Source organism: Streptomyces curacoi, from assembly GCF_001513975.1.
Taxonomy (GTDB): domain Bacteria; phylum Actinomycetota; class Actinomycetes; order Streptomycetales; family Streptomycetaceae; genus Streptomyces; species Streptomyces curacoi.
The window spans coordinates 370,567-391,543 of sequence record NZ_KQ947989.1; the positions used below are offsets into that span (position 1 = coordinate 370,567).

A 20,977-nucleotide genomic window follows, 5' to 3' on the forward strand; every position below is an offset into this window, starting at 1 on the left:
GCACAGCACCCCGGAGGTCGGCAAAACAAGGCGTCACCCTTCGAACGCAGTGTGTAACAAAACCACCGCTCAGTCAGGAGCCAGAGTGAGCCTTCCACTTGGCCCGGTGGACCGGAGCTTCATCTACGGCGACTTCGAGCCACAGCCTGCTACGGGATTCTTCCTGGACTTCGAAGGAGAACCTCCGTCCAGAGAGGGCTTGGTGGCGCGGGTCGAGGAACGTCTGGGCTCACTCCCGGCACTGCGGCAGCTGCGGCCTCAGCGAGGACAACGGCTATGGCCCGTGGTGTCTGCAGGTGGTGTCGATCCCGCAGCACATGTGCGTTTTGCGGCCGACGACGACCTGTCCCCTTTCCCCGAGGCGTTGTTGGCGATGCCGCTCCCGGCGGGCCGGCCGGCGTGGGACCTGTGGTGCACGCCGGGCAGAGGTGACGGCGGGTTCCAGGTCGCTTTCCGCATCCACCACGCCGTACACGACGGGATGGGCGCGGCCCACGATGTTGTGACCCTGCTTTCGGACAACGGCCCGCCGCCGCTGCGGCCGGTGGAACGACAGCGGCCCACTGTCTCCGGTTGTGCCGCCGTCGTCACGGATCTGGCTGGAGCGCTGTGCCGCAGGCGGGAGGGCCGGTCCGCTCCCCCTTCGCCCTCCGGCGACGTGGTGCGGTGGGCGTGGGCGGAAGTGCCCGAGCAGGTCGTAGAGGAGATCGCACGGTCAGCGCGGTGCACGGTGAACGACGTCTGCTTGGCGGCTTTCGCCCGGGCGCTGCGGAGGTGGGCCTGCCGGACAGGGGCACGCGCTGACACCCGTCATCGGGACTTCGACGCCGTCGTCCCCATGTCCACCCGCGACGGACGAAGCGGAACGGCACTCGGCAACCATCTGGTCGCCTACCGACTTGCTCTGCCCGTCTCGGCCGGGAGCTTCGAGGAAGCGGTGGACCGGGTGGCCTCACAGAGTCGCGCGGCGCGCTCTCACCGGCGACGTGATGCGGCACGCCGGCTGCTTGAGCTGGCCCCGACCGCCGTGGGTGCCTGGGCGAGCAGGGTGATGGTGGGACCGGGTGCCGCAGCGATGACCGCCAGCAGTCTGACGTTCCCCGCCGTGGGTTCCTGTCTGGGGGCGCGCCTGGTGGGAGCCTCGATGTTCTACAACCTCGCGGGTGGCCTGAAGTCCTATCTGTCCTTCACACGAGCACAGGGTGTGGTGCGGTGCGCACTGGCGTACCGAGCCTCCTGGGGCGCGGGCAGCCTGCCGGCGCTCTGGCGGCACATCATTGTCCGGCCAAGTACCGGATAAGGCGTTCCCTGGCAGAGCATCGTCCGCCCCGGCGGAGGTCGCCGGCGTCGACCCGTACGGGGGCATGCTCCCTGTTCCGCACTGTGGCTGCCCCCACCTGCGAATCGGCGGCCAGCCCGAGTGACCTCGTCGCGGCGCGTGCCTAGCGTTATGGCGCATGGCCTTATCCCTGATCACCTCGACGCTGGGCAGACGCACAGGCGTGGCGGCCCTGTTGGCGGCCCTCGTCGTGCCTGTCGTCCCGGCCGCCGCGCAGCCGCCCGTTGCCCCGCGGCACCCCGTCTGCAAACCGCACGGCGAACTGCGCCAAGCGCTGCGCACACTCACGGATCGCGACCGGATCACCGGTGCCGCGGTCCTCGTCACCGACGCCACCGCGGGCGCGGCCTGCGGGAGTTGGGCCGAGACCGCCGGGACGGCCGACCTGAGCACGGGCCGCCCCATGAACGCCACCGACCGGCTGCGCGCGGGCAGCGTCACCAAGACGTTCACCGCGACCGTCGTGCTCCAGCTCGCCGCCGAGCACCGGATCGCGCTCGACGCTCCCGTCGACCGCTACCTGCCCGGCCTGATCCGGCACAACGGCTACGACGGCCGCCGTATCACCGTACGGCAACTGCTGCGGCACACCAGCGGGCTACCCGACTACCTCGACGCCCCCGAGTGGGAGCGCCCCGAACGCCTGCGGTACCGCCACTTCGAGCCGCGCGAGCTGGTCGCCCGCGCCCTCGACCTGCCGCGCCCGAGCGGTGCGTGGCACTACGCCACCACCAACTACCTCCTCGCGGGCCTGATCATCCGCGAGGTCACCGGTAACTCACCGGAGACGGAGATTACCCGCCGCGTGATCCGGCCCCTCGGGCTGCGCGACACGTACTGGCCCGGGGACGACACCCGCATCCGCGGACCGCACTCGCGCAGTTACTTCACCGCCGAGGACGGCCGCCGCACCGACGGCACCGCCTGGAACACGACCTTCGGCGGGGTCGGCGGCGCGCTGGTCTCCACACCCGCCGACCTGACCCGGTTCATCACCGCGCTGCTCGGCGGCCGTCTGCTGCCCGCGGACCAACTGGCCGAGATGCGGCGGACGGTGGCCGCCGACCCCGACCGGCTCTGGCCCGGCGCCCGCTACGGGCTCGGCCTGATCGCCTCCCCGCTGCGCTGCGGCGGGGAGTGGTGGGGCCATGCGGGGACCGTGCCGGGAGGTCACCGGGCGCTGACCGCCGTGGGCCCCGGCGGGCGGAGCGTCGCCGCCGCGCTCAACGAGGTACCGGCCACGCTCCAGGCCGAACAGGACTTCCTCGACATGGTCCAGACCGCCTTCTGCGAAGACCGGTCCTCCGAAGGAACAGAACCCGAAGAAGGGAAACATCAGTGAACCGCTTGGCCCGCTCGCCGAAGAGCGCTTCGGGAACGACGAGAAAGGCCGCCCTGAGCCTGGCCGCCACCGCTCTCGCCCTCGCCACGCTGCCCACCACGATCCTCCCGGCCCAGGCGGCCTCCGACCCGCTCGCCCGCTACCACCACCAGCGCCTCGACTGGAAGAGCTGTGTGCTCGGCCCGGACGACGCGACCGGCAAGGAGCTGGAGCAGGCGGGCGCCCAATGCGCCGACGTGACCGTGCCGTTGGACTACAGCGACCCCGGCGGCCGTACGATCACCGTCGCGATCTCCCGTATCCGCGCCACCGACACCGCCCACCGCGTCGGCCCGCTGCTGCTCAACGGCGGCGGCCCCGGCGGGCAGACGCTCGGTGACCCGCCGTGGGTCCGCAAGGCGATGAAGGACGTCGCCGCACGCTACGACGTGGTGGGCGTGGATCCCCGCTTCGTCGGCCGCAGCACCCCACTGGACTGCCACTGGCCGACCGGCTCCGCGTTCCGGGGCGCGGGCGTCGACCGCGCCGGGTTCGACCGCATGACGGCGTTCTCCGAGGGCCTCGCCCAGCGCTGCCGGCAGCACGCGGGTGGTGTGCTGCCGCACGTCACCACCCGGAACACCGCACGCGACCTGGACGTCATCCGCGCCGCGCTCGGTGAGCGGCGGATCTCCTACCTGGGTTACTCGTACGGCAGTTACCTGGGCGAGGTGTACACCACGATGTTCCCCGGCCGCACCGAACGAGTCGTCCTGGACGGTGTCATCACCCCGGACCGGTACGGTCCACGGCTGCTGCGGGGCGTCGAGAAGGCCAACCGCCAGGCACTGGAAGGGTGGGCCTCGTGGGCCGCCGCCCGTGACGCGACGTACGGCCTCGGCCGCACCCAACGCGCGGTGCTGGCAGCCGTGGAGCACGTCCGGGCCGCCGCCGCCCGCACCCCGCTGCGGCTCGGCGATCACCGGGTGGACGAGCACCTCATGCCCCTCGTCGTCTTCAACGGCCTCTCCCAGCACAACGACGCCGCCTACGGGGACTTCGCGCAGGGGATACGCGACATGCGGCGCGCTGCGGACGGGCACCCCGTCACCCCCTCCCCGTGGCTCGCCGACGTCCTCAAGTTCGTACTGACCGGCACCGACTCCCCCTACGGCAGCGTCCAGACCGCGATCCTGTGCGGCGACGCCGCCGCGCCGAGGGATCCGGAGGTCTACTGGCGCGATGTCCAACGAGCAAGCGCGCAGGACGCGTTGTTCGGCCCCGTGACGAACAACCTCAACCCCTGCGCCTTCTGGGACCGGCCCCGCGAACACCCGACCACCATCAGGGACGACCTCCCCGCCCTGCTCGTCAACGCCACAGGAGACCCGCGCACCATTTACGAGGGCGCCACGGCGGTGCGCCGGATGTGGCCCTCCTCCCGCCTGGTCACCCTGCGCGGCGCCGACCAGCACGCGGTGTACGGCGTCTACGGCTCCCCGTGCGTCGACGCCACGGTCAACGCCTACCTCGCCACCGGCCGCCTGCCGGCCAGGGACGTCACCTGCGGCGCGCGCGACCGATGAGCGTTCGGCACGCGGTGACGCGGCCGGCGGCGAGGTCTCAGCCGGGTGCGCAGTGAAGGTCGGAGACGGGTGCAGCGGTCGGGGCGAGCTCGGGGTGGTGCTCGTAGGCGATCCGGGCTCGGGCGAGGGCCGCCGACTGTCGCCATTCTCAGCACCGGCAATCCCCCATCTGCCTGCTGCTCATGCCGGTTCGACCGGCACGAGCAGCAGCGGCGGCAGGCCGCCTCACGCGACGGCGGTCCCCTCCAGCTCGACCATCTGGCCGGGGATCGCCAACCGTGTCACCCCGAGCATCGTGGTGGTCGGTGCCACCCCGGCGGCGCCCAGCCGCGACGCCAGCACGCCGTAGTGCGGGAACAGCAGATCGACGTCGGTGGTGTAGACGTTGAGCCGGACGAGGTTGGCGAGGGACATTCCGGCCTCGCCGAGCACGGCCTCCAGGTTGTCGAGGCTCAGCGCCAACTGTGCGGCCATGTCACCGTCATGCTGGGGCTTGCCGTCGCCGCTCATCGCGGTCTGTCCGGAGCAGTACAGGGTCCGGGTGTGCCCGGAGACGACCTCACCCTGGTTGAATCCCATCTCCACCGACCATGTCACCGGGTTGACCGCCGTTCGTTCCACTGCCACATCAGCTCCGTTCGATTCATCGGGAGTACGTACGTCCATCGGCGCGGTAGCCGCCGTCGTCGACGTCGGTGCTGACGAGGAGCCTTCCAACAAATCACGACACCCTTGGTCATGTATTCGATAAGGTCCCCGTATGCGCGCAGATCGGCTGGTCTCGCTGGTGCTGCTGCTGCGTCAGCGCGGTCGGCTGACTGCGGAGACACTGGCCCGCGAGCTGGAGGTGTCCACCCGTACCGTGCTGCGCGACATCGAGGCGCTGTCCGCAGCCGGCGTCCCGGTCTACGCCGAACGCGGCCGACATGGCGGGTTCGCGTTGTTGCCCGGTTTCCGGACCGAGCTCACCGGACTGAACCACGACGAGGCGCTTGCCTTGCTGACCGCCGGATCGGGGCGCGGCGAGCAGGCGTTCGGCCTCGGCTCGGCGCTCGCTTCGGCCATGCGCAAGGTGGTCGACGCGCTCCCCGAAAGCCATCGGGCCACCGCGAGCGACGCGGCCCAGCGATTTCTCGTCGAGCCGGAGACCGACCTGCTCTCACGCCGGCTGGTCACTGAGGAGGTGCCCGGCACGACAATGATCGAGATCCGGCGCGCGGTGCTCGCCGGACACAAACTGCGCATCCACTACACGGCCACGGACCAGGCGCCACAGTGGCGCACGGTGGACCCGATCGGCCTGGTCACCGTACGCGAACGGGGCTATTTGCTGGCCACGAGATCCGGCGCGGACCGCACCTACCGGCTGTCGCGGGTGTCGGCCGCCGAGGAACTCCCCGAACCGGCACAGCGACCGAACCGGGTCGACCTGGACCGAGTCTGGCGGGAACGCTGCACTCAGTTTCTCTCCAGCGGCCATATCGCCGTGCTGATACGGGTGGCCCCGGCGCGACGGGAGGACCTGCTGAGCACCGCGGTAGCCGTCCGCGCCTCAGAACCCGACGCGGACGGCTGGCTGCGGCTGGAGGTGACGTTCCAAGATCTCCGACACGCCGAGTGGGCGCTGTGGCAGCTCGGCACGGACGCGGAAGCCTTGGCCCCGGGGTCGTTGCGCACCTCCCTGCGCAACCGCGCCGCCGCGATGGCCACCCGCTATGGGGACTCATCCTGAGAGATGCTCAGGGCGCGCATCGGGACTGGGTCTCGGAGGGGCGATGACCTTGGGTCGTCTCGCGAGGAAATCCGATGGCCGAGCAATGGGCGGCGCCACCCACGCCTTGGGTCCCTTTTCCGCGAGAAAGGGAGATTACAAATGCGCCTTGTGTGTCGATTTAACCGAATCTAAGGTTAGTAATGCTTATGCGCTTCACTTAGGACACTCCCATGCCGCAGGACCCACAGGCGCCTCAGTGGGGTGAGGCCGCCTCCTCTGCACCAAAGAAAATGCATCGCCTCACCAAAATCCTCTTGGGGATCAGCGCGGCACTCATTCTCATCATCATTGTCGCAGCGATCGGATCCTCCGGCGGAGGCGGTGGAGACGCGAAGCCGCCTCCGGTCAGCGGGGCCCCCGAGGAGACCTCTCCGCCGAACGAACCGGCACCGCAGGGGGGAGTGACGGACACGGAAGAAGCCGAGACAGAACCCCCGGTCGAGATTCCCCCAACCACGGACAGCCCGACCGTCTCGGGCAATACGGAAGAAGCCGAGACAAAGCCTCCGGTCGACATTCCTCCAGCCACGGACAGCCCGACCGTCTCGGGCAATGTCGTCGATCGCATCATCGACGGTGACACCATCGAAGTCCGCGGCGACGGCGGAATCCTCCCAAAGGGCCAGACCTCCACAGTCCGCCTCCTGGAAATCGACGCTCCGGAGGTGGGGACGTGCTACAGCGATGAAGCAACAGCCCGTATCGCGGAACTACTGCCCGTGGGCTCCAGCGTGCGCATCGAACGCGACGAGGACCTGAAGGACCCGTACGACCGTTACCTGCTGTACGTCTGGAACGACCAAGAGGAGTTCGTGAACCACTCCCTGGTGAGCACCGGGCACGCCGAGGCCGTTCTCTACCAGCCCAACGACAAATACTGGCCGTCGATCTCCCAGGCCGGCAACGACGCCCAGGACATCGGGGCAGGACTTTGGACCGCCTGCGCCGAGGAGACACAGGCTCCGGCACCCCCTGCCATCCCGGAGCCGACCCCTCCGCAGGACTCCTATCTCCCACCGCCCCCACCCGATCTGGACTGCTCCGACCTTGACGGACCTGTCCCGGTCGGCCCCGACGACCCTCACCGTCTCGACCGCGACGGTGACGGGATCGGCTGTGAGAGCAACTAGACCCCCCGGAAGGCTGAACCATGAGCCTTTCCATCAAGATCGCGCCTGGACTCCGGGTGAGCGCTTCCTCCCGCGGAATCCGCACCAGCATCGGGCCGCGGGCCGCCCGGCTGCACGTCGGCGCAGGCAAGGCAGGCTTCTCCACCAGCGCCGGCCCCCTCACCTATGGGACCGGCCTCGGGGGCCGTTCACGTAGCCACGCACCCCGCACATCACTGACCGCGCTGGAGCGCCAGGCGCGGGCGGCGGAGAAGGCCGCCGAATACGAAGCGGTCGGGCGGGTGGAGCGGGCACTTCTCTCCGCGCACCTGGAGGAATTCACGCCCGCTGCTGCCCCGGTACTGCCGGCACCAACGCCAGTCGATCCGAAGGCCCTGCGCGATCTGCTGCGCAGGCAGGCGGGCGAGCACATTCCGCGGTGGAAGATGCGGCACCGGTCCACTGCGCGCAAGCAGGCCGACGATCGGTTCCCCGCAGCACTCCGGGAGGAGACGACACACCGAGCCGACGAACACGCCTCGGCCCAAGCCGCCGCCGAGGCGGAATGGGCCCGCCTGACCAGCGGGGACCCGGCCACCGTCATCGCGGCCCTGGAAGCCGCCTTCGAGGACAACATCTCCCCAGCGGCACCCATCAACAGCACCGGCACGGCGGCGACGGTGGTCGTCAGCTTCCCCCCACCGACCGTCGTGCCGGAGCGCAAACAGGCGATCACCCCATCCGGCAGGCCGACCCTGCACAAGCGCACGAAAGCCGAGCGGAACAGCTTCTATGTCCGCGCGCTGGCCTCCACCGTCCTGGCAACCGTCAAGGAGACCCTCGCAGCGGCGCCCAGCGTCAAGGAAGTGACCATCCTGGTCGTCCGCCAGGACCCCGATACCCACAGACCGGAGGACTACCTCGCCGCGATCTACGCCGGCCGGTTCCCACGAGAACGGCTGGCCACCCTCGACTGGAACCAGGTGGATCCCGTCGCCGAACTCCTCCTCGCACCCGGTGCGATGCTGCACCGACGAGGACAAGCCGGCGACGTGCTTCCGCTTGATCTCGCCGCTGAACCGGAGCTCGCCGCAGTCGTCGCACAACTACGCGCCGACTTGTAGAAAGGAGTACCAAGCCCTCCGCCCAGCGCATCGTGACCGATCGCGAAGAGGCCCGTTATCTGCGCAGACAACGGTTCGGCCGGCGCACCCAGTGCAGGGTCGACCGCGACGGGCTGTTCCGGAGGCCGACGGTGCAGTGAGAGGATCGCGAGACGTGACGGCAAGAACGAGTGACATCGAGAAGGCGGCCGGGGTGCTGCGCGCCGGGGGTCTGGTGGCCTTCCCTACCGAAACGGTCTACGGTCTGGGCGCCAACGCCCAGGACTCCGCCGCGGTCGCGCGCGTCTTCCAGGTCAAGGGGCGCCCGCCCTCCCATCCGCTGATCGTCCACATCGGCGGCGTGGAGCACCTGGGCGACTGGGTGGAGGACGTGCCCGCGACAGCGCGTCTGTTGGGCGAACGCTTCTGGCCGGGACCCCTGACTCTGGTCCTGCGGCGCGGTCGCCGGGTGCCCTTGGAGGCGACGGGTGGGCTGGAGACGGTGGCCGTGCGCGTGCCCGACCACCCCGTGGCACTCGCACTGCTGTCGGCCTTCGGCGGCGGTGTCGCGGCCCCGTCCGCCAACCGCTTCGGCTCGGTCAGCCCCACGACGGCCGACCACGTCCGTGCGGAGCTCGGTGATGCCGTCGACTACGTGCTGGACGGCGGCCCCTGCGAGGTCGGCGTCGAGTCGACCATCGTCGACGCCACGGGCGACGTCCCGAGCGTGCTTCGGCCGGGCGGGGTGACGCGCGAGGACCTCGAAGCGGTGCTGGGGTGCCCGCTCACGGTCCCTTCGACGAGCCGCGTTCGGGTGCCGGGCCAGCACCCGTCGCACTACGCACCGCGGGCGCGGGTCGTCCTCGTCGAGCCGGAGAAGGTCGTCGCCGAAGCGGAGCTCGCGCAGGAGCTGGGGCACCGGGTGGGCGTCTTTCTTCCCCCCTCCCTCGCCGGAGCTCCGGTGAAGGCGCACGCCGTGGTGGCGGTCCCCGCTTCGATGGCCGCCTACGCGCGCGGGCTGTACGGGTTCCTGCGCGAACTCGACCAGCAGGGCTGCGACCTCATCGTCGCCTCCTTGCCAGTGGAGGAAGGGCTGGGACTGGCGATCGCCAACCGGCTCCGCCGCGCCGCGGGGCCCCGGCCCTCTTAGCTCTCCCCTGCTGAGCACGACTTCAGCTGTTCATGCCGCCCGCGAAGGGCATCGTCCGCCAGTGGTCGACGGCGGGCTGGAGGTACTCCATCAGCTCGGGCAGCTGCGGGACCAGCGTGAGAGTGGCGACGACCCGCAGCATGCCCAGGGCGTTGACGAAGCCCAGGACCTCCTCGTCGAGGGGCCTCGTGCCGTTGCGCCGCGCGCCGCGGTTGTAGGCGGATTCGTGCTCCGGTCCGAGAGCGGATCTGCCACTCGCGGCGGGCTCGGTCCAGCTCGGCCGCACCGATCAGGGCGGGGTGTCGGTCGAGCCGGGCGAGGCTTTCCGCGATGAACCGCGGATCGGCCGCGGACAGGAACTCCAGGCGGCCCGGGTAGGGGCGCATTGCCGCGTGCAGGTCGGCGACGCTCTCGGCGTTCGCCACGTAGTCGGGTTCCTTGTCCCGGTCCTCCGGGACGAAGGGCCAGAACGTCAGCGAGAAACCGTCGCGCTGCAGGGGTTCCCGCGGCACGAGCGGGCTGGGCGCGATCACGGGGATTCCCTGCTCGGCGAGCCAACGTGTCACATCCCGCTCATCCTGCTGGCGGCGCGCGAGGGCGGCCAGGTCGCCCGGGTGTGGCAGGACAGTGGGTATGCGGGCCACGACCGGCGAGGGCGCCAGGTGGACGACGACGGAGAAGACGTCGTGGAGCACCCTGGGATCGGTGACGGTCAGGCCGAGCTCTCGCCCTGCCGCGACGGCCGCGTCGACGGCGGCGGAGGTACGGCCGGCGATCTGTTGTGGTGTCAGGAAGGTGGTCATGGGCTCCGTCGTCTCAGCGGGTTCTCCGGCTGTTGGGCAGGTCGGGGTGGGGGCGAGGGCCGTTCGCGGCGGAGGAGGACCCGAGGGTCAGCGCCTGCGGCCGGCGCGCAGCTCCAGCTGCTCCCCTTCGAAGCGCGCGCGGAAGTCGCGGTCGTGCGACACCGCGACCACCGCTCCTGGGTACGTCGCGAGCGCCGCCTGAAGGTCCTCGACCAGGTCGAGCGCGATGTGGTTGGTCGGCTCGTCGAGTACGAGGAGGTCCGCGGGCCGGGTCACCAGGCGGGCGATCTGCAGACGCCGCTGCTGGCCCGCGGACAGGGCGGCGACCGGGACGTGCAGGTCCTCCTCGCGGAACAGGCCCAGCGCCAGGAGCTGTTCGGCGTACTCGTCCGGCAGTCCGGGCCGCCCGGCGGCGAACGCGGCGAGCAGTGGCAGCCGCGTGGAGCGCGCGGGCAGTTCCTGCGCGAGGTAGCCGATCCGGGCGGGGCGGCGTGCCGTGCCCGTGTCCGGCTCCAGGTCGCCCGCCAGGACGCGCAGGAGCGTCGTCTTGCCCGCGCCGTTCTCGCCCGTGACCAGCAGCCGCTGTCCGGGCGCGATCGCGAGGAGCCCGTCCAGACGCAGCCGCTCGCCGACTTGTACGCCGTCGAACTCGGCGAGGGGGCCCTGGGCGGGGCCGTCTGCCACCGACAGCGCCGTCGTGAAGCGGAGTGGTGCCGGGGGCTGCGCCACCGGGTTGCGCCGCAGCTGGGCCAGGCGTTCCCGGACGGAGCGCACCTGCCCGCCGAGCTTCGCCTCGCTGGAGCGGCGGTGCTTGCCGAAGCCCTGCTTCGGGTCGCGGCCGGTGGTGGCGAGCCGCCTCGCCGCGGAATCGAGCAGCTCCTCCATACGGGCGACCTCCTCGGCCCAGTCCGCGTATCGCTGCTCGGCGCCGCGCCGGGCGGCGGCCTTCGCGGCTCGGTAGCCGGCCCAGCCGTCGCCGTACCGGAGCACCGCGCGCGTATCCCGGTCGACCTCCAGGATCGTGGTGGCGACGCGTTCAAGGAAGCCGCGGTCGTGGGTGACCGCGACGACGGTGCCGCGGTGTGCGCGCAGGTTCTCCTCCAGCCAGCGCACGGCCGCCGCATCGAGGTGGTTCGTCGGTTCGTCGAGGAGCAGCAGTTCGGGGGCGGCGGCGAGGACGCAGGCGAGCGCGAGCCGAGACTGCTCGCCGCCGGACAGCGAGCCGAGCAGGCGGTCGCGGGTGATCCGGGAGAGCCCGAGGCCGTGCATCGCGGCATCCACACGGGCGTCCGCCTCGTATCCGCCGCGTTCCTCGTATGCGATCAGCAGTTCGCCGTAGGCGGCGAGATCCTCTTCCGTTGCCTCGCCGAGGGACTCCTCCGCCATCCGCAACTTGCGCTCCATGGCGCGCAGTTCGGCGAGGGCGAGGTCGACGGCGTCCTGCACGGTGCGGTCCGGGCCGAGATCGAGGGTCTGGGCGAGGTGGCCGGTGCCGCCGGGGAAGCTGACGGTGATCTCCCCGGCGTCCGGCAGCTCGGCACCGGCGAGCAGCCGCAGCAGGGTGGACTTGCCGGAGCCGTTCTCGCCGATGACGGCTGCCTTCTCGCCCGGACGGACGGTGAAGCAGACCTGGTCGAGGACGGTCCGGGTGCCGTAGGACTTGGTGACGTCCTTGACGGACAGCTGGGCCACGGCAGCGGGGGCGACGGTGGGCACGGCAGTATGGGCGCGGTCGCGCATATGACTTTCCCTGGGCATGCGAAGGGTCTACGGGCAGCAGAAACGGCGCATCGGCCGTGCCCGGACTCAGACGAAGAAGAGGAAAGCCATGCCCCCACCATAGCAAGACGAAGCGTCTCGCCTCAGGAATAAATGTCGGCGATGGCCATCGAAGGCATCGAGGCAGGCCCAGGGGCGGAAGCTGGACAAGCGCGAAGCCCCGCACGGGAGTCGTGCGGAACCGCGCTGAGCGGCGATCTCACCAGTTGGTCAAGTCGACGAGGAGATCGCAGTGGGGGTCGTCGGGGGACGGTTGCTGGTGCTGCTCTTCCGTGATGAGGGTGGGCAGGGAGGCGATCAGCGCGGTGGGCGTGCCGGTCAGGCGGATGTCGGCGCCGATGACGCCGGGCCGGTCGGGCCGCTGCACGTAGAGCCGCAGCAGGTCGCGGCCCAGCATCAGGAACCCGATGAGAAAGGGGTGCTCGTCGTCGCCGGGGTCGGACAGGGCCCGCAGGACGGTCAGCGCCTGGCCCTGCTCGGGCTCCGGGTCAGGGGTGATCTCCTCCGGATGGAGACGGATGACGGTCATCCCCATGGCCTCGCCGATGTCGCTGCTGCCGTAGAGCCGGGTCCCGGCCAGGACGGTGCGCAGGATGCCGGGGATGCAGTACGGGGCCACCGCGTCGTGCGGGATCTCGTAAAGGAAGGTGGCGCCTTCCGCTTCGGCTCCGGCGTGGATGGCGATCCGTACGGCGCCGGGGGCCGGCAGGACTCCGCGCAGGCGGCAGCCATCGGCGACGGGCGCGTTCAGGTGATACAGCAGCAGGCGGCTGACGGCGGCCTGCTGCTCTCGGTCTTCGGGGTCCGTCACTTGTTCATCCATGGGACGTGGTGGCCTGGCGCGACCGGTTGGGGATCATCCCTACCAAGAAAGTCATGACGCACAGCTTCGCAGTGTGCCTGCTCTCCGACCTGCACCACACAGGCCAGGTCCTCCCCGCGCGACGGCGGCCGGTTGGCAGGTGATTATGCGCCAGGGTTCGCCAGGGTGCGCCGGATGGTGGGCCAGTGGGAGACAACCCTAGGTTGAGGCTGTTCACCTCCGCGCCGGACACGTCTGTCCCAGCGGGACGCTGGGCTCGCCCAGGACCTGGGCCGATCCCGGAAGGAGGTGGATATGCGGAAGCGGGAACGGAGTTCAGGCCGCCGTAAGCGACTGAACCCGACGACCCGGGCGCAGGTGATCATCGCTGCGCTCGGAGCGGTCACCGCGATCGCAGGATGTGCGGCAGAGTTCATGCGCTAGTGAAGGTATGAACACGGTGGTGTCCGGACGGCTGGTCCATGGCTCGCGCGAAGCGGGCCCGACCGGCACATGATCGGCCGGACCCGCCTCGACGCTTCGCACGTCCGCGTCCGGGCTCTGGAGGCGACCAGAGCCCGGACCCTGCGAACCTGCGGCCTCTGCACGAGCAGAGGAGTTCCTCGGACGGACTCCAGTATCGTTCCGATCTCTGAGAAATCGGCACCCTGGCGACCACAGGTTATGGCTGGCGAACGGGTGGCGCGCAGCCACTCCCCCGACGCCCTGCCTGCGATTCTTCTCGCTCATGCACAGCGGATCCCGGGCGCGTCGACGACCGGGTTCGCCGGCGGTGCCGTTGCCCAGGGCTCGTCCGCTGCCGGTGTCAGGCCGGTGTGGGTGGCGCAGAAGGCGAGGGTGTCGGCTGCGAGGTCGGCCCATCGGGAGGCCGTGCGGTAGCCGTGACCGACGTCGGCTTCGGTGCGCAGGAGGACGGGCCGGTTGGATGCGGTTGCGTGCTGGAGGGCGGCGGTGAACTTGCGCATGTGGGCAGCGCCCACGCGGGGGTCGATGCGCGCGCTGGTGAGCAGGACGGCCGGGTAGTGGGTGTCGGGCCGCACCTGGTGGTAGGGGGAGTAACTCAGCAGCACCGCCAGCTGGTCGGGGTCATCGGGGGTGCCGAACTCGGGTGCCCACAGCGGGCCGAGGCCGAAGCGCGGGTAGCGGACCATGTCGGTGGGGGCGTCGGAGCAGACGGCCGCCGCGTAGAGCCGCGGGTCGCGGGTGAGGGCGACGGCGACGACCAGGCCGCTGTGCGAGGCGCCCTTGATGGCCAGGCGATCGGGGCTGGTGACGCCCTCATCGATGAGATGGCGGGCTGCGGCGGCGAAGTCGGCGAAGCAGGCCGGCTTGTTGACGCCGCTGCCCGCCGCGTGCCAGGCCGTGCCGTGCTCGCCGCCGCCGCGGATCCCGGCGATGGCGTAGACGCCCCCTGCCCTGACCCAGGCCATGATGGTCGGCGAGTAGGCGGGCGCCGCCAGGGCGCCGAAGCCGCCGTAGGCGGTCAGGATGGTGGGCCGCGGACCGGTGGCTGGTTCGGGCGGCTCGATCAGGTACAGCCCTACCGAGGTGCCGTCCTCGGAGTGGTAGGTGAGCTGCCGGACCACCGGCACCACGGGCGTCGGTGCGGTGGCGTCGGCCGGTTGCTCCGGGAAGCAGCGGCCCTGCCGGGCGCAGAAGCGGTAGACGGCCGGCGGAGTGACGAAGTCGGTGTAGGTGAACCACACCTGGCCGGTGTCGCCGGGGGGCGTGCTGAGGTTGCTGATCGTCCCCGGCCCGGTGCCGGGCGTGGGTACGTCGGCCAGCTTGCGGCCGGCCCCGTCGTGCACCGCAAGGCGGACCGTGCCGCCGCGCGTGGTGCCCACCAGCAGCCGCAACTGCCCGCTGCCCGGATCGGTCAACGCGGTGCACGCCGTCAGCAGCGCGTCCGGTTCCGGGGTGATCAAGGTGGACCACGCCTGACGGCGGGGGTCGGCCGGATCGACCAGGCAGACCCGGCCGTACGGCGCGTCGGCGTCGGTGACGGCGTAGAGCAGCCCGTCCGGGCCGAACCTCAGCAGCGCGCTGGTGCAGTCTGCGCTGCCCTGGTGGATGAGCTGGAGCTCGGGGGACTCCGGGCCCGTATGGGAGAGGTCGGCCAGGCGCAGGTCGTTGCCGCTCTGGGCGCCTGGCGAAGAACTGACGGTCAGCCATCGGCCGTCCGGACTGATGGCCACCGACAGGTGCGCGTGGGTGGTGTCGAAGACGAGAGGGTCGGCGCCCGGGTCGCTGCCCAGGCGGTGCAGCCGCACGCCGCGCGAGCCGGACGCATTGCCATGGGTGACGTAGAAGAAGCCGCTGTCGTCGGGCAGCCACGCCACCGGGCTCGGGCGACCCGGCCGCAACGGGCCGTCCATCACCTGGCCGCCGGCCACGTCCAGGACCCGCAGTTCCGGGCTTTCGCTGCCCCGGTGCGTGAACTGGCAGGCCAGCAGCCGACCGGTCCAGGAAGGCCGCCAAGAGGTCAGGAGAGTCAGACCTGCCGAGTCGAGGGCCATGGGATCGACCAGTACGCGTTCGGACTCCCGGTGTCCCTCGATGCCGTCGGCCGCGACGAGCACCGGCAGCTGAGCGCCCTGGTCCCGGCGCAGGAAGAAACGCCGCGCCCCCCGCCATACCGGCGGCGACACGACCGGCGCCAGCGCCCCGCCCAGCTCCTGCAACTCACCCAGCAGCGCACGGAAGTACCGGCCGCTGGGCCAGGACGATGCGTGCGCGGCGAACAACTGATCCTGCTCGGTCAGCCACCGCTCGCACGCCGCGCCCTCATCCTCCTCCAGCCACCGGTAGGGGTCGGGAACGCGCTCACCGTGCAGTTCGTCGGCGACGGGCAGGCGGGAAGCAGCGGGGTAGGCCAGGGGTGCGAAGGGCAGCGGTGGGTTCCCCGGCACGGCGGAACCCACCGCCTGTTGTGTGGAGGTCAACGCCGTCAGTCGTTGTCGCCCTCCGTCAGCTCCTGCCGCCACTCAGGCAGGCTGAGGATCTCGTCCGCGAGAAGGAAAGGACTGCCGAGCAGTCCGGGCAGTTCGTCCATTGCACGCTCCTTACAGGATCGGGTTCATTCAGACCGTATTTCCGCTGCTCGACAAACACATCCTGGGCTGACCCATCCAGGTGAGCCCGGCGAGGACGTACCGGGGTCCTGGTCGTATTTCGTTGCCTTCAGCCAGGTTGGAAGAATGCGAGCATTTTCTGGGCGGCGTCCGGCGACATCAGCAACTCCTGTATGTCCGCGGACATCCGGGCGGCAGCGCTGGTGCGTTCGAACATCTCGCGTTCGTATTCTTTGACGGCGGCGGGAAAGTCGTCCGGGTGCGCGGCCAGCGCGAGACCGAGCAGGGCGCCGTCGAGCAGCGCCATGTTGGCGCCCTCCCCCACCGGCGGCATGAGGTGCGCGGCATCGCCGAGCAGCGTGACGTCTGGCTTCGACGGCCAGGTCAGGCCGACCGGGAGAGTGGTGATCGGCCGCGGCACGATCGTGTCGTCGCAGGCCGCGATCAGCGCGGTGAACCGTGAGTCCCAGCCGTGGAGCAGGTCGATCAGCCGCGCCCGGGCGGCGGACGGGTCATCGAACGGGATCCCGCTGGTAGCGAACCAGTCCTCGGGGGTGTTGTAGAAGCTGAGGCCGATGCGCACGCGGCCGTCGCCGTTGCGCTGCGCCGCCAGGGATAGTCCGTTGCCGAGCACCCAGTAGTTGCCGCGCCCGACCATCGCCGCGAGGTCGGGGTGCGTGCGGTCGATGTCGGGAATGCCGACCTCGACGACGTTCTGGCCGATATGCGCCGGGCGGGCGTCGGTGAGCAGTGCGCGGACCCGGGAGTGCGCCCCGTCCGCGCCGACCAGCAGGTCATACGTCGCACTGCTGCCGTCGACGAAGTGCAGCAGGCCGTTGTCGGCGGATTTGTACGCGTGCCCCCAGCGCACCACGCCTTCGGGGAGGGAGTCCAGCAGGAGGTCGCGCAGATCGGCGCGGTCGACCTCGGGGCGATCGAGCGGGGCGTCGTCGGGGGTGTCCTCCTGGAGCAGCAGGGTGCCATCCGGCTCCAGAAGACGCATGTCCTGGCCTTCACCACGGGCGATCGCGTAGAACTCGTCGATCAGACCGGCCTCGCGCAGCGCCCGCTGGCCGGAGTGGATGTCGAGCATGCCGCCCTGACCGCGCGCGCGGCGCGACGATTCACGTTCATACACGACGGCGTCGATGCCGTTCACGTGCAGCACACGGGCGAGAGCCAGGCCGCCGAGGCCGGCTCCGACGATGGCGATGGTCATGGTTGCCGCTCCTTCGATACACCGTACTGGTCGATACACTGTATCGACCGATGCGATGTATTGTTGGCGGCATGTTGGTGTGGGAGAGGCCTGAGCCGCCGAACCGACCCGTGCCGGCCCCGCTGAACCGGGAGCGGATCGTGCGGGCGGCGATCCGGTTGGCCGACGCGGACGGCCTGGAGGCGGTGTCGCTGCGCAAGGTCGCCACCGCGCTGGGCGTCGGGCCGATGCGGCTGTACAGCTACATCGCCGGCAAGGAGGAGTTGCTCGACCTGATGGTCGACGCGGTCCACGCCGAGATCCGGCCGGTCGGAGACGACTGGCGGGAGGTGCTGCGCTCTCTTGCCGAGACCACCCGGCAGGCCGCTCACGAGCACGAATGGCTCGCGGATCTGCTCGGTGGACGACCGCAGCTCGGGCCGCACGCGCTGGCCAGGGGGGAGGCCGTCGTGGCCGCGCTGGACGGCGTCGACGTGGACGACATCATGCCGGTGGTCACCGCGGTCGAGGCGTACGTGATCGGCGCGGTGCGCCGGGAGATCGCCGAGCGGCGTGCCGAGCGGGCCACCGGGATGGACGAGAAGCGTTGGCAGGCCTCACTCGGGCCCTATCTGGAACGCACCTTCGCCACCGGCCGATTCCCCGCGCTGGCCACGGTAGTGCGCGACGCCGCCCACCTGGACGCCGACCACACCTTCCGGATCGGCCTCGACTTCCTGCTCGACGGCATCGAAGCCCGCATCTCAAGGTGACACACGGCTGACCGGACCCCCTTGTGGTGGGCGCGGCTGTCGTTTTTGGTGCTTCGCACTCGGCGCGCGCCGTCTCTTCGCACCCGGCCGCCGGCTCGCGCCGTACCGCGCGCCCCGGTGGTGCCGCACGGGCCGGAGCCGTCAGTCTCCACGCCACCGCGAGTTCAGTCCCGGCAGCCGGTCTCCATGGCTTCGGGCCCGGGAGAGCCCTGGGCCGGGTAGAACTGTTCGGCCCACTTGCGGAACCCCCCGATCGGGCCGTCACCCCGCGCGATTCTGGGCGGATTGATGTACCGCTTGCCATGCCAAATGGGCACGTCCTGAGTCAGAAGTCGCTTGGCCGAGGCAAGTCCCAGTCCGGAGGCGGCCTCTGACAGTGCATCGGTCACCGTCCTCGGGAGCCGACTCAGCGGCGGTCGGGCCGCGTCCACTGTCACTCTGGTTCCGACCAACATCTCCGATTGCCACGGCGCCAGGGCGCGGATGCCGACCGCGATGTCGTGCTGCAGACGGTACTGCGGCACACGGAACACCAAATGGTAGAAACCCAGACCGTAGAAGGAAATCGCTCCCTCAGCGAGGACCCTCCCAAAGGGAGTCGCCTGGGTCAGGTGCATTGTGTACGAGTACCGGTGCCGGTCCAGGACGGGCTCACCGACGCACTCGGCCTCGGCGAAAGCATGCAGGGCCTGCTGATGGCGCAGATCCACGCCGTTCTCGGAGATTTCCTGGGGATGGGTCCCCACTTGGATACGGGCGAACTTCATTCCCGTTGCTTCCAGCACGGGCGGGATCCGCCAGTGAGGCGCCTCGCCGGCGTCTGCTCCCACCCAGACGTAGATCCCTCCATTGACTTCTTCCGACGGCAGCAAGAGGAGTTTGTCCCGCACGGGTTGCCCTGTATAGCCGGGACCCACCCGTGCGACCGCACCGTCGAGGTCGAAGGCGAACCGGTGGAACGGGCAGACGATGTTCTCGCCGTCCACCCATCCCCCGCAGCCCAGATGGGTGCCGAGATGCGGGCAATACGGCCTCACGACGTTCAATCGACCGCTTTGCGTCCGGTAGACGACGACGTCCTCGCCCATCAGTCTCAACGTCAGAACCGCGCCGGGTCTCACGTCTCGCGACGGAGCGAGCATGAACCATCCTGTGGGATATGGAAGAGGCGCATTCCCATCGCCATAGGGCCGCTTCGGATTCTGACTGCGGGAGTGCCGATGCCATCGCGCCATGGGACGTCATCCCTTCTACACATATCACCCGGACGCCGGCCGTATCACCCAGGGCCCCGGCCTCCCCGGTCCCGACAAACACTGCCCACTCTGGCAGACGCGGTCCCAGACGCGGAAAGCGATGAGCGGACAGTAGCCCGGTCGGCTTACTCATCGTCAGCAACCGAAGAAATCCGGGGAAACGGAAACGGAAGAATGGCGTGCGTTGCTTCTCCGGGGATCCGCCCGGCGACCGGCCTGCCTACGGCCGGGCAACTCGACTGGTGGAAGGAATCGCCTGTGACCGGGACCCCCGAACCCTCCGTCCGCGACACACCCACTCCGCCCGTTCCCCCGGATACGTCGACCGGCACCCGGCTGCCCAGCACGCTGGTGCGCCACGGCTTCAGCGTCCTGGTTCCGTTGCTCCTGCCCGTGGGCAAGGCGTTCTCCCTCGCGCGCTCCACGTACGCCGCCTGCCGTCGGGTCCTGCGCCGCCGCACGCCGCACGAGGAGCGGATCGCGAGGCTGCAGACGACCGTACGGCGACTCGCCGGTGAGCGGGCGGGGCCGCTGTGCACCGGCACCAAGGAGTGGCAGTCGGTGTCGGTTCCCCGTGAACACTCCTACAAGCGGAGGGCCCGCCCCGTCGGACTGGGCCTCGACGCCATCCTGGAGCTGGACACCGAGCGCCGGGTCATCCGTGTGGAGCCCGGCGTCACCATGGGACGGCTCGTCCGTCACCTCGTTCGCCGGGGCTGGACCCTGCCGGTGGTGCCGGAACTCGAAGCCCTCACGGTGGGCGGCCTGACCATGGGTTTCGGCATCGAGACCTCATCCCACCGGCACGGCCTCTTCGCCGACACCGTGGAGAGCTACGAGGTGCTGCTGGGGACGGGCGAGGTGGTCCGGGCCTCCGCCACGGAACACACCGATCTCTTCCACGCACTGCCCTGGAGCATGGGATCCCTCGGGTTCGTGCTCGCGGTCGAGCTCCGTATCGTCCCGGCCGCCGCATGGGTCGAGGTGCGGTACCACCCGGTGGCCGACCTGTCGGACATGTGCCGGGACATCACCCGCCTCGCCGACCGGGCAGACGGTCCCGCGTTCGTCGAGGGTTTCGTCTACGGGCCCGATGAGGGCGTGGTCGTGACCGGGGAATTCACCGACCGCCCCACAGGGCGACAAAACCGCGTCTGCCGCTGGAACAAGCCGTGGTTCCACGCCTACGCGCGAGACTGCGCGCGGGCCGGCGGCCGCGTCGAGTACGTCCCGTTGAGGCAGTACTACCACCGTCACAGCCGGAGCCTGTTCTGGGCCGGCGAGCTGCTGGTCCCGTTCGGCAACCATCCGCTGTTCCGCCTGCCGTTCGGCTGGCTGATGTGTCCGAGTATCGAGTTCCTCAAGCTCATCGACACTGATCGGAGGCGCCGCCACACGGTCGCGCAGGAGGCGCTTGTGCCCGCGCGCCATCTGGAGGGCCTGGTCCGGCACTGTCACGAGGTCTTCGAGGTGGACAAGCTGTGGATCTGTCCCGCACGACTGACCCGTCGCGAGCCACCGGGTCTGGTGGGCCCGGGCCCCGACGTCGCCCCCGGGCAGGGGATGCTGTTCATGGACGTCGCCGTGATCCATGACGTGCCAGGTCCGGTACGGCGGGGAGAGCCGTGGGATCAGCGGGAGGCCACCCGCCGGTTCGAGGCATGGGTGGGCGGACACGACGGATTCCAGGCGCCGTACGTACTGTCCGAGCTCACGCGCGAGGAGTACCGCGCGATGTTCGACTGCCGACTGTACGACCGGGTACGGCACGCCTACGGCGGCGAGGGCGTCTTCGTGGATGCCTACGAGAAGATCACCTCCGGCTGGGCCATGGCGCCCGGCAAGTGATGCCGTATTCCTGGTACATGCCGACGGCGAAGGGGCCGGTACCG

Annotated in this window: 15 protein-coding genes and 2 pseudogenes; 10 read left to right on the forward strand and 7 right to left on the reverse strand. The window is 70.2% G+C overall.

The window, feature by feature from the left end; translation table 11 throughout:
* Nucleotides 1-106: 106 nt before the first annotated feature.
* The 4 genes and pseudogenes from AQI70_RS40925 to AQI70_RS21855 all read left to right on the forward strand — a co-directional run.
* Nucleotides 107-550, forward strand: a pseudogene (locus AQI70_RS40925) (wax ester/triacylglycerol synthase domain-containing protein); the annotation flags it as partial.
* Between the two features lie 525 nt (nucleotides 551-1,075).
* Complete coding sequence (locus AQI70_RS40295) at nucleotides 1,076-1,300, forward strand: hypothetical protein (RefSeq protein ID WP_244181779.1); 225 nt, start codon at nucleotides 1,076-1,078, stop codon at nucleotides 1,298-1,300.
* Nucleotides 1,301-1,457: 157 nt separating this feature from the next.
* Nucleotides 1,458-2,681 carry a serine hydrolase domain-containing protein gene (locus AQI70_RS21850; protein ID WP_062152660.1) on the forward strand — a complete coding sequence of 408 codons (1,224 nt, stop codon included), beginning with the start codon at nucleotides 1,458-1,460 and terminating at the stop codon, nucleotides 2,679-2,681.
* A complete protein-coding gene (locus AQI70_RS21855) occupies nucleotides 2,678-4,246 on the forward strand; it encodes an alpha/beta hydrolase (protein ID WP_062152662.1) in 1,569 nt (522 codons plus the stop codon). Before AQI70_RS21850 ends, AQI70_RS21855 begins: the two co-directional genes overlap by 4 nt.
* 225 nt (nucleotides 4,247-4,471) lie before the next feature.
* Here the strand turns inward: AQI70_RS21855 and AQI70_RS21860 are convergent, their stop codons facing one another.
* Nucleotides 4,472-4,867: a RidA family protein gene (locus AQI70_RS21860; RefSeq protein WP_062152664.1), complete on the reverse strand. Its 396-nt coding sequence runs from the start codon at nucleotides 4,865-4,867 to the stop codon at nucleotides 4,472-4,474.
* A gap of 139 nt (nucleotides 4,868-5,006) precedes the next feature.
* Here AQI70_RS21860 and AQI70_RS21865 point away from each other — a divergent pair, with 139 nt between their 5' ends.
* The 4 genes from AQI70_RS21865 (at nucleotide 5,007) to AQI70_RS21880 (ending at nucleotide 9,382) form a co-directional block, all read left to right on the forward strand.
* Nucleotides 5,007-5,978, forward strand: coding sequence for a helix-turn-helix transcriptional regulator (locus AQI70_RS21865; RefSeq protein WP_062152666.1), 972 nt, complete (start codon nucleotides 5,007-5,009; stop codon nucleotides 5,976-5,978).
* A gap of 212 nt (nucleotides 5,979-6,190) precedes the next feature.
* Nucleotides 6,191-7,150 (forward strand): thermonuclease family protein, encoded by a 960-nt coding sequence (locus tag AQI70_RS40300; RefSeq protein ID WP_244181781.1) that lies wholly within the window; start codon nucleotides 6,191-6,193, stop codon nucleotides 7,148-7,150.
* 20 nt (nucleotides 7,151-7,170) lie between these two features.
* A complete protein-coding gene (locus tag AQI70_RS21875; protein WP_159042693.1) occupies nucleotides 7,171-8,253 on the forward strand; it encodes a DUF4236 domain-containing protein in 1,083 nt (360 codons plus the stop codon).
* Nucleotides 8,254-8,407: 154 nt separating this feature from the next.
* Nucleotides 8,408-9,382: an L-threonylcarbamoyladenylate synthase gene (locus AQI70_RS21880; protein ID WP_062152668.1), complete on the forward strand. Its 975-nt coding sequence runs from the start codon at nucleotides 8,408-8,410 to the stop codon at nucleotides 9,380-9,382.
* Between the two features lie 22 nt (nucleotides 9,383-9,404).
* On the opposite strand, the pseudogene AQI70_RS40930 reads toward AQI70_RS21880, so the two are convergent.
* From AQI70_RS40930 to AQI70_RS21905, 5 genes and pseudogenes are all read right to left on the reverse strand, one after another.
* A pseudogene (locus AQI70_RS40930) lies at nucleotides 9,405-10,185 on the reverse strand (aminoglycoside phosphotransferase family protein).
* 87 nt (nucleotides 10,186-10,272) lie between these two features.
* Entirely contained in the window at nucleotides 10,273-11,925 is a 1,653-nt protein-coding gene (abc-f, locus tag AQI70_RS21890; RefSeq protein WP_062152669.1) for a ribosomal protection-like ABC-F family protein, read from the reverse strand.
* 238 nt (nucleotides 11,926-12,163) lie between these two features.
* Nucleotides 12,164-12,775: a hypothetical protein gene (locus AQI70_RS21895; protein WP_062152670.1), complete on the reverse strand. Its 612-nt coding sequence runs from the start codon at nucleotides 12,773-12,775 to the stop codon at nucleotides 12,164-12,166.
* A 737-nt stretch (nucleotides 12,776-13,512) separates the two neighbouring features.
* Nucleotides 13,513-15,729, reverse strand: coding sequence for a prolyl oligopeptidase family serine peptidase (locus AQI70_RS21900; protein ID WP_062152671.1), 2,217 nt, complete (start codon nucleotides 15,727-15,729; stop codon nucleotides 13,513-13,515).
* A 238-nt stretch (nucleotides 15,730-15,967) separates the two neighbouring features.
* A complete protein-coding gene (locus AQI70_RS21905) occupies nucleotides 15,968-17,077 on the reverse strand; it encodes an FAD-dependent oxidoreductase (protein WP_062152672.1) in 1,110 nt (369 codons plus the stop codon).
* A 71-nt stretch (nucleotides 17,078-17,148) separates the two neighbouring features.
* Here AQI70_RS21905 and AQI70_RS21910 point away from each other — a divergent pair, with 71 nt between their 5' ends.
* The gene (locus tag AQI70_RS21910; RefSeq protein WP_062152673.1) at nucleotides 17,149-17,829 is read left to right on the forward strand and encodes a TetR/AcrR family transcriptional regulator; all 681 of its coding nucleotides are present in this window, start codon (nucleotides 17,149-17,151) and stop codon (nucleotides 17,827-17,829) included.
* 164 nt (nucleotides 17,830-17,993) lie between these two features.
* Here AQI70_RS21910 and AQI70_RS21915 read toward each other — a convergent pair whose 3' ends face one another.
* Nucleotides 17,994-19,064 carry a Rieske 2Fe-2S domain-containing protein gene (locus AQI70_RS21915; protein WP_079051439.1) on the reverse strand — a complete coding sequence of 357 codons (1,071 nt, stop codon included), beginning with the start codon at nucleotides 19,062-19,064 and terminating at the stop codon, nucleotides 17,994-17,996.
* A 279-nt stretch (nucleotides 19,065-19,343) separates the two neighbouring features.
* Here AQI70_RS21915 and AQI70_RS21920 point away from each other — a divergent pair, with 279 nt between their 5' ends.
* Nucleotides 19,344-20,933 (forward strand): FAD-binding oxidoreductase, encoded by a 1,590-nt coding sequence (locus AQI70_RS21920; protein WP_062152676.1) that lies wholly within the window; start codon nucleotides 19,344-19,346, stop codon nucleotides 20,931-20,933.
* Nucleotides 20,934-20,977 lie beyond the last annotated feature (44 nt).

Excerpts from the sequence above, each read along its gene's own strand:
- AQI70_RS40295 (WP_244181779.1), top strand. The coding sequence starts at position 1,076 with ATGACCGCCAGCAGTCTGACGTTCCCCGCCGTGGGTTCCTGTCTGGGG.
- AQI70_RS21850 (WP_062152660.1), top strand. The coding sequence starts at position 1,458 with ATGGCCTTATCCCTGATCACCTCGACGCTGGGCAGACGCACAGGCGTG.
- AQI70_RS21865 (WP_062152666.1), top strand. The coding sequence starts at position 5,007 with ATGCGCGCAGATCGGCTGGTCTCGCTGGTGCTGCTGCTGCGTCAGCGC.
- AQI70_RS40300 (WP_244181781.1), top strand. The coding sequence starts at position 6,191 with ATGCCGCAGGACCCACAGGCGCCTCAGTGGGGTGAGGCCGCCTCCTCT.
- AQI70_RS21875 (WP_159042693.1), top strand. The coding sequence starts at position 7,171 with ATGAGCCTTTCCATCAAGATCGCGCCTGGACTCCGGGTGAGCGCTTCC.
- abc-f (WP_062152669.1), bottom strand. The coding sequence starts at position 11,925 with ATGCGCGACCGCGCCCATACTGCCGTGCCCACCGTCGCCCCCGCTGCC.
- AQI70_RS21905 (WP_062152672.1), bottom strand. The coding sequence starts at position 17,077 with ATGACCATCGCCATCGTCGGAGCCGGCCTCGGCGGCCTGGCTCTCGCC.
- AQI70_RS21910 (WP_062152673.1), top strand. The coding sequence starts at position 17,149 with ATGTTGGTGTGGGAGAGGCCTGAGCCGCCGAACCGACCCGTGCCGGCC.
- AQI70_RS21915 (WP_079051439.1), bottom strand. The coding sequence starts at position 19,064 with ATGGCGCGATGGCATCGGCACTCCCGCAGTCAGAATCCGAAGCGGCCC.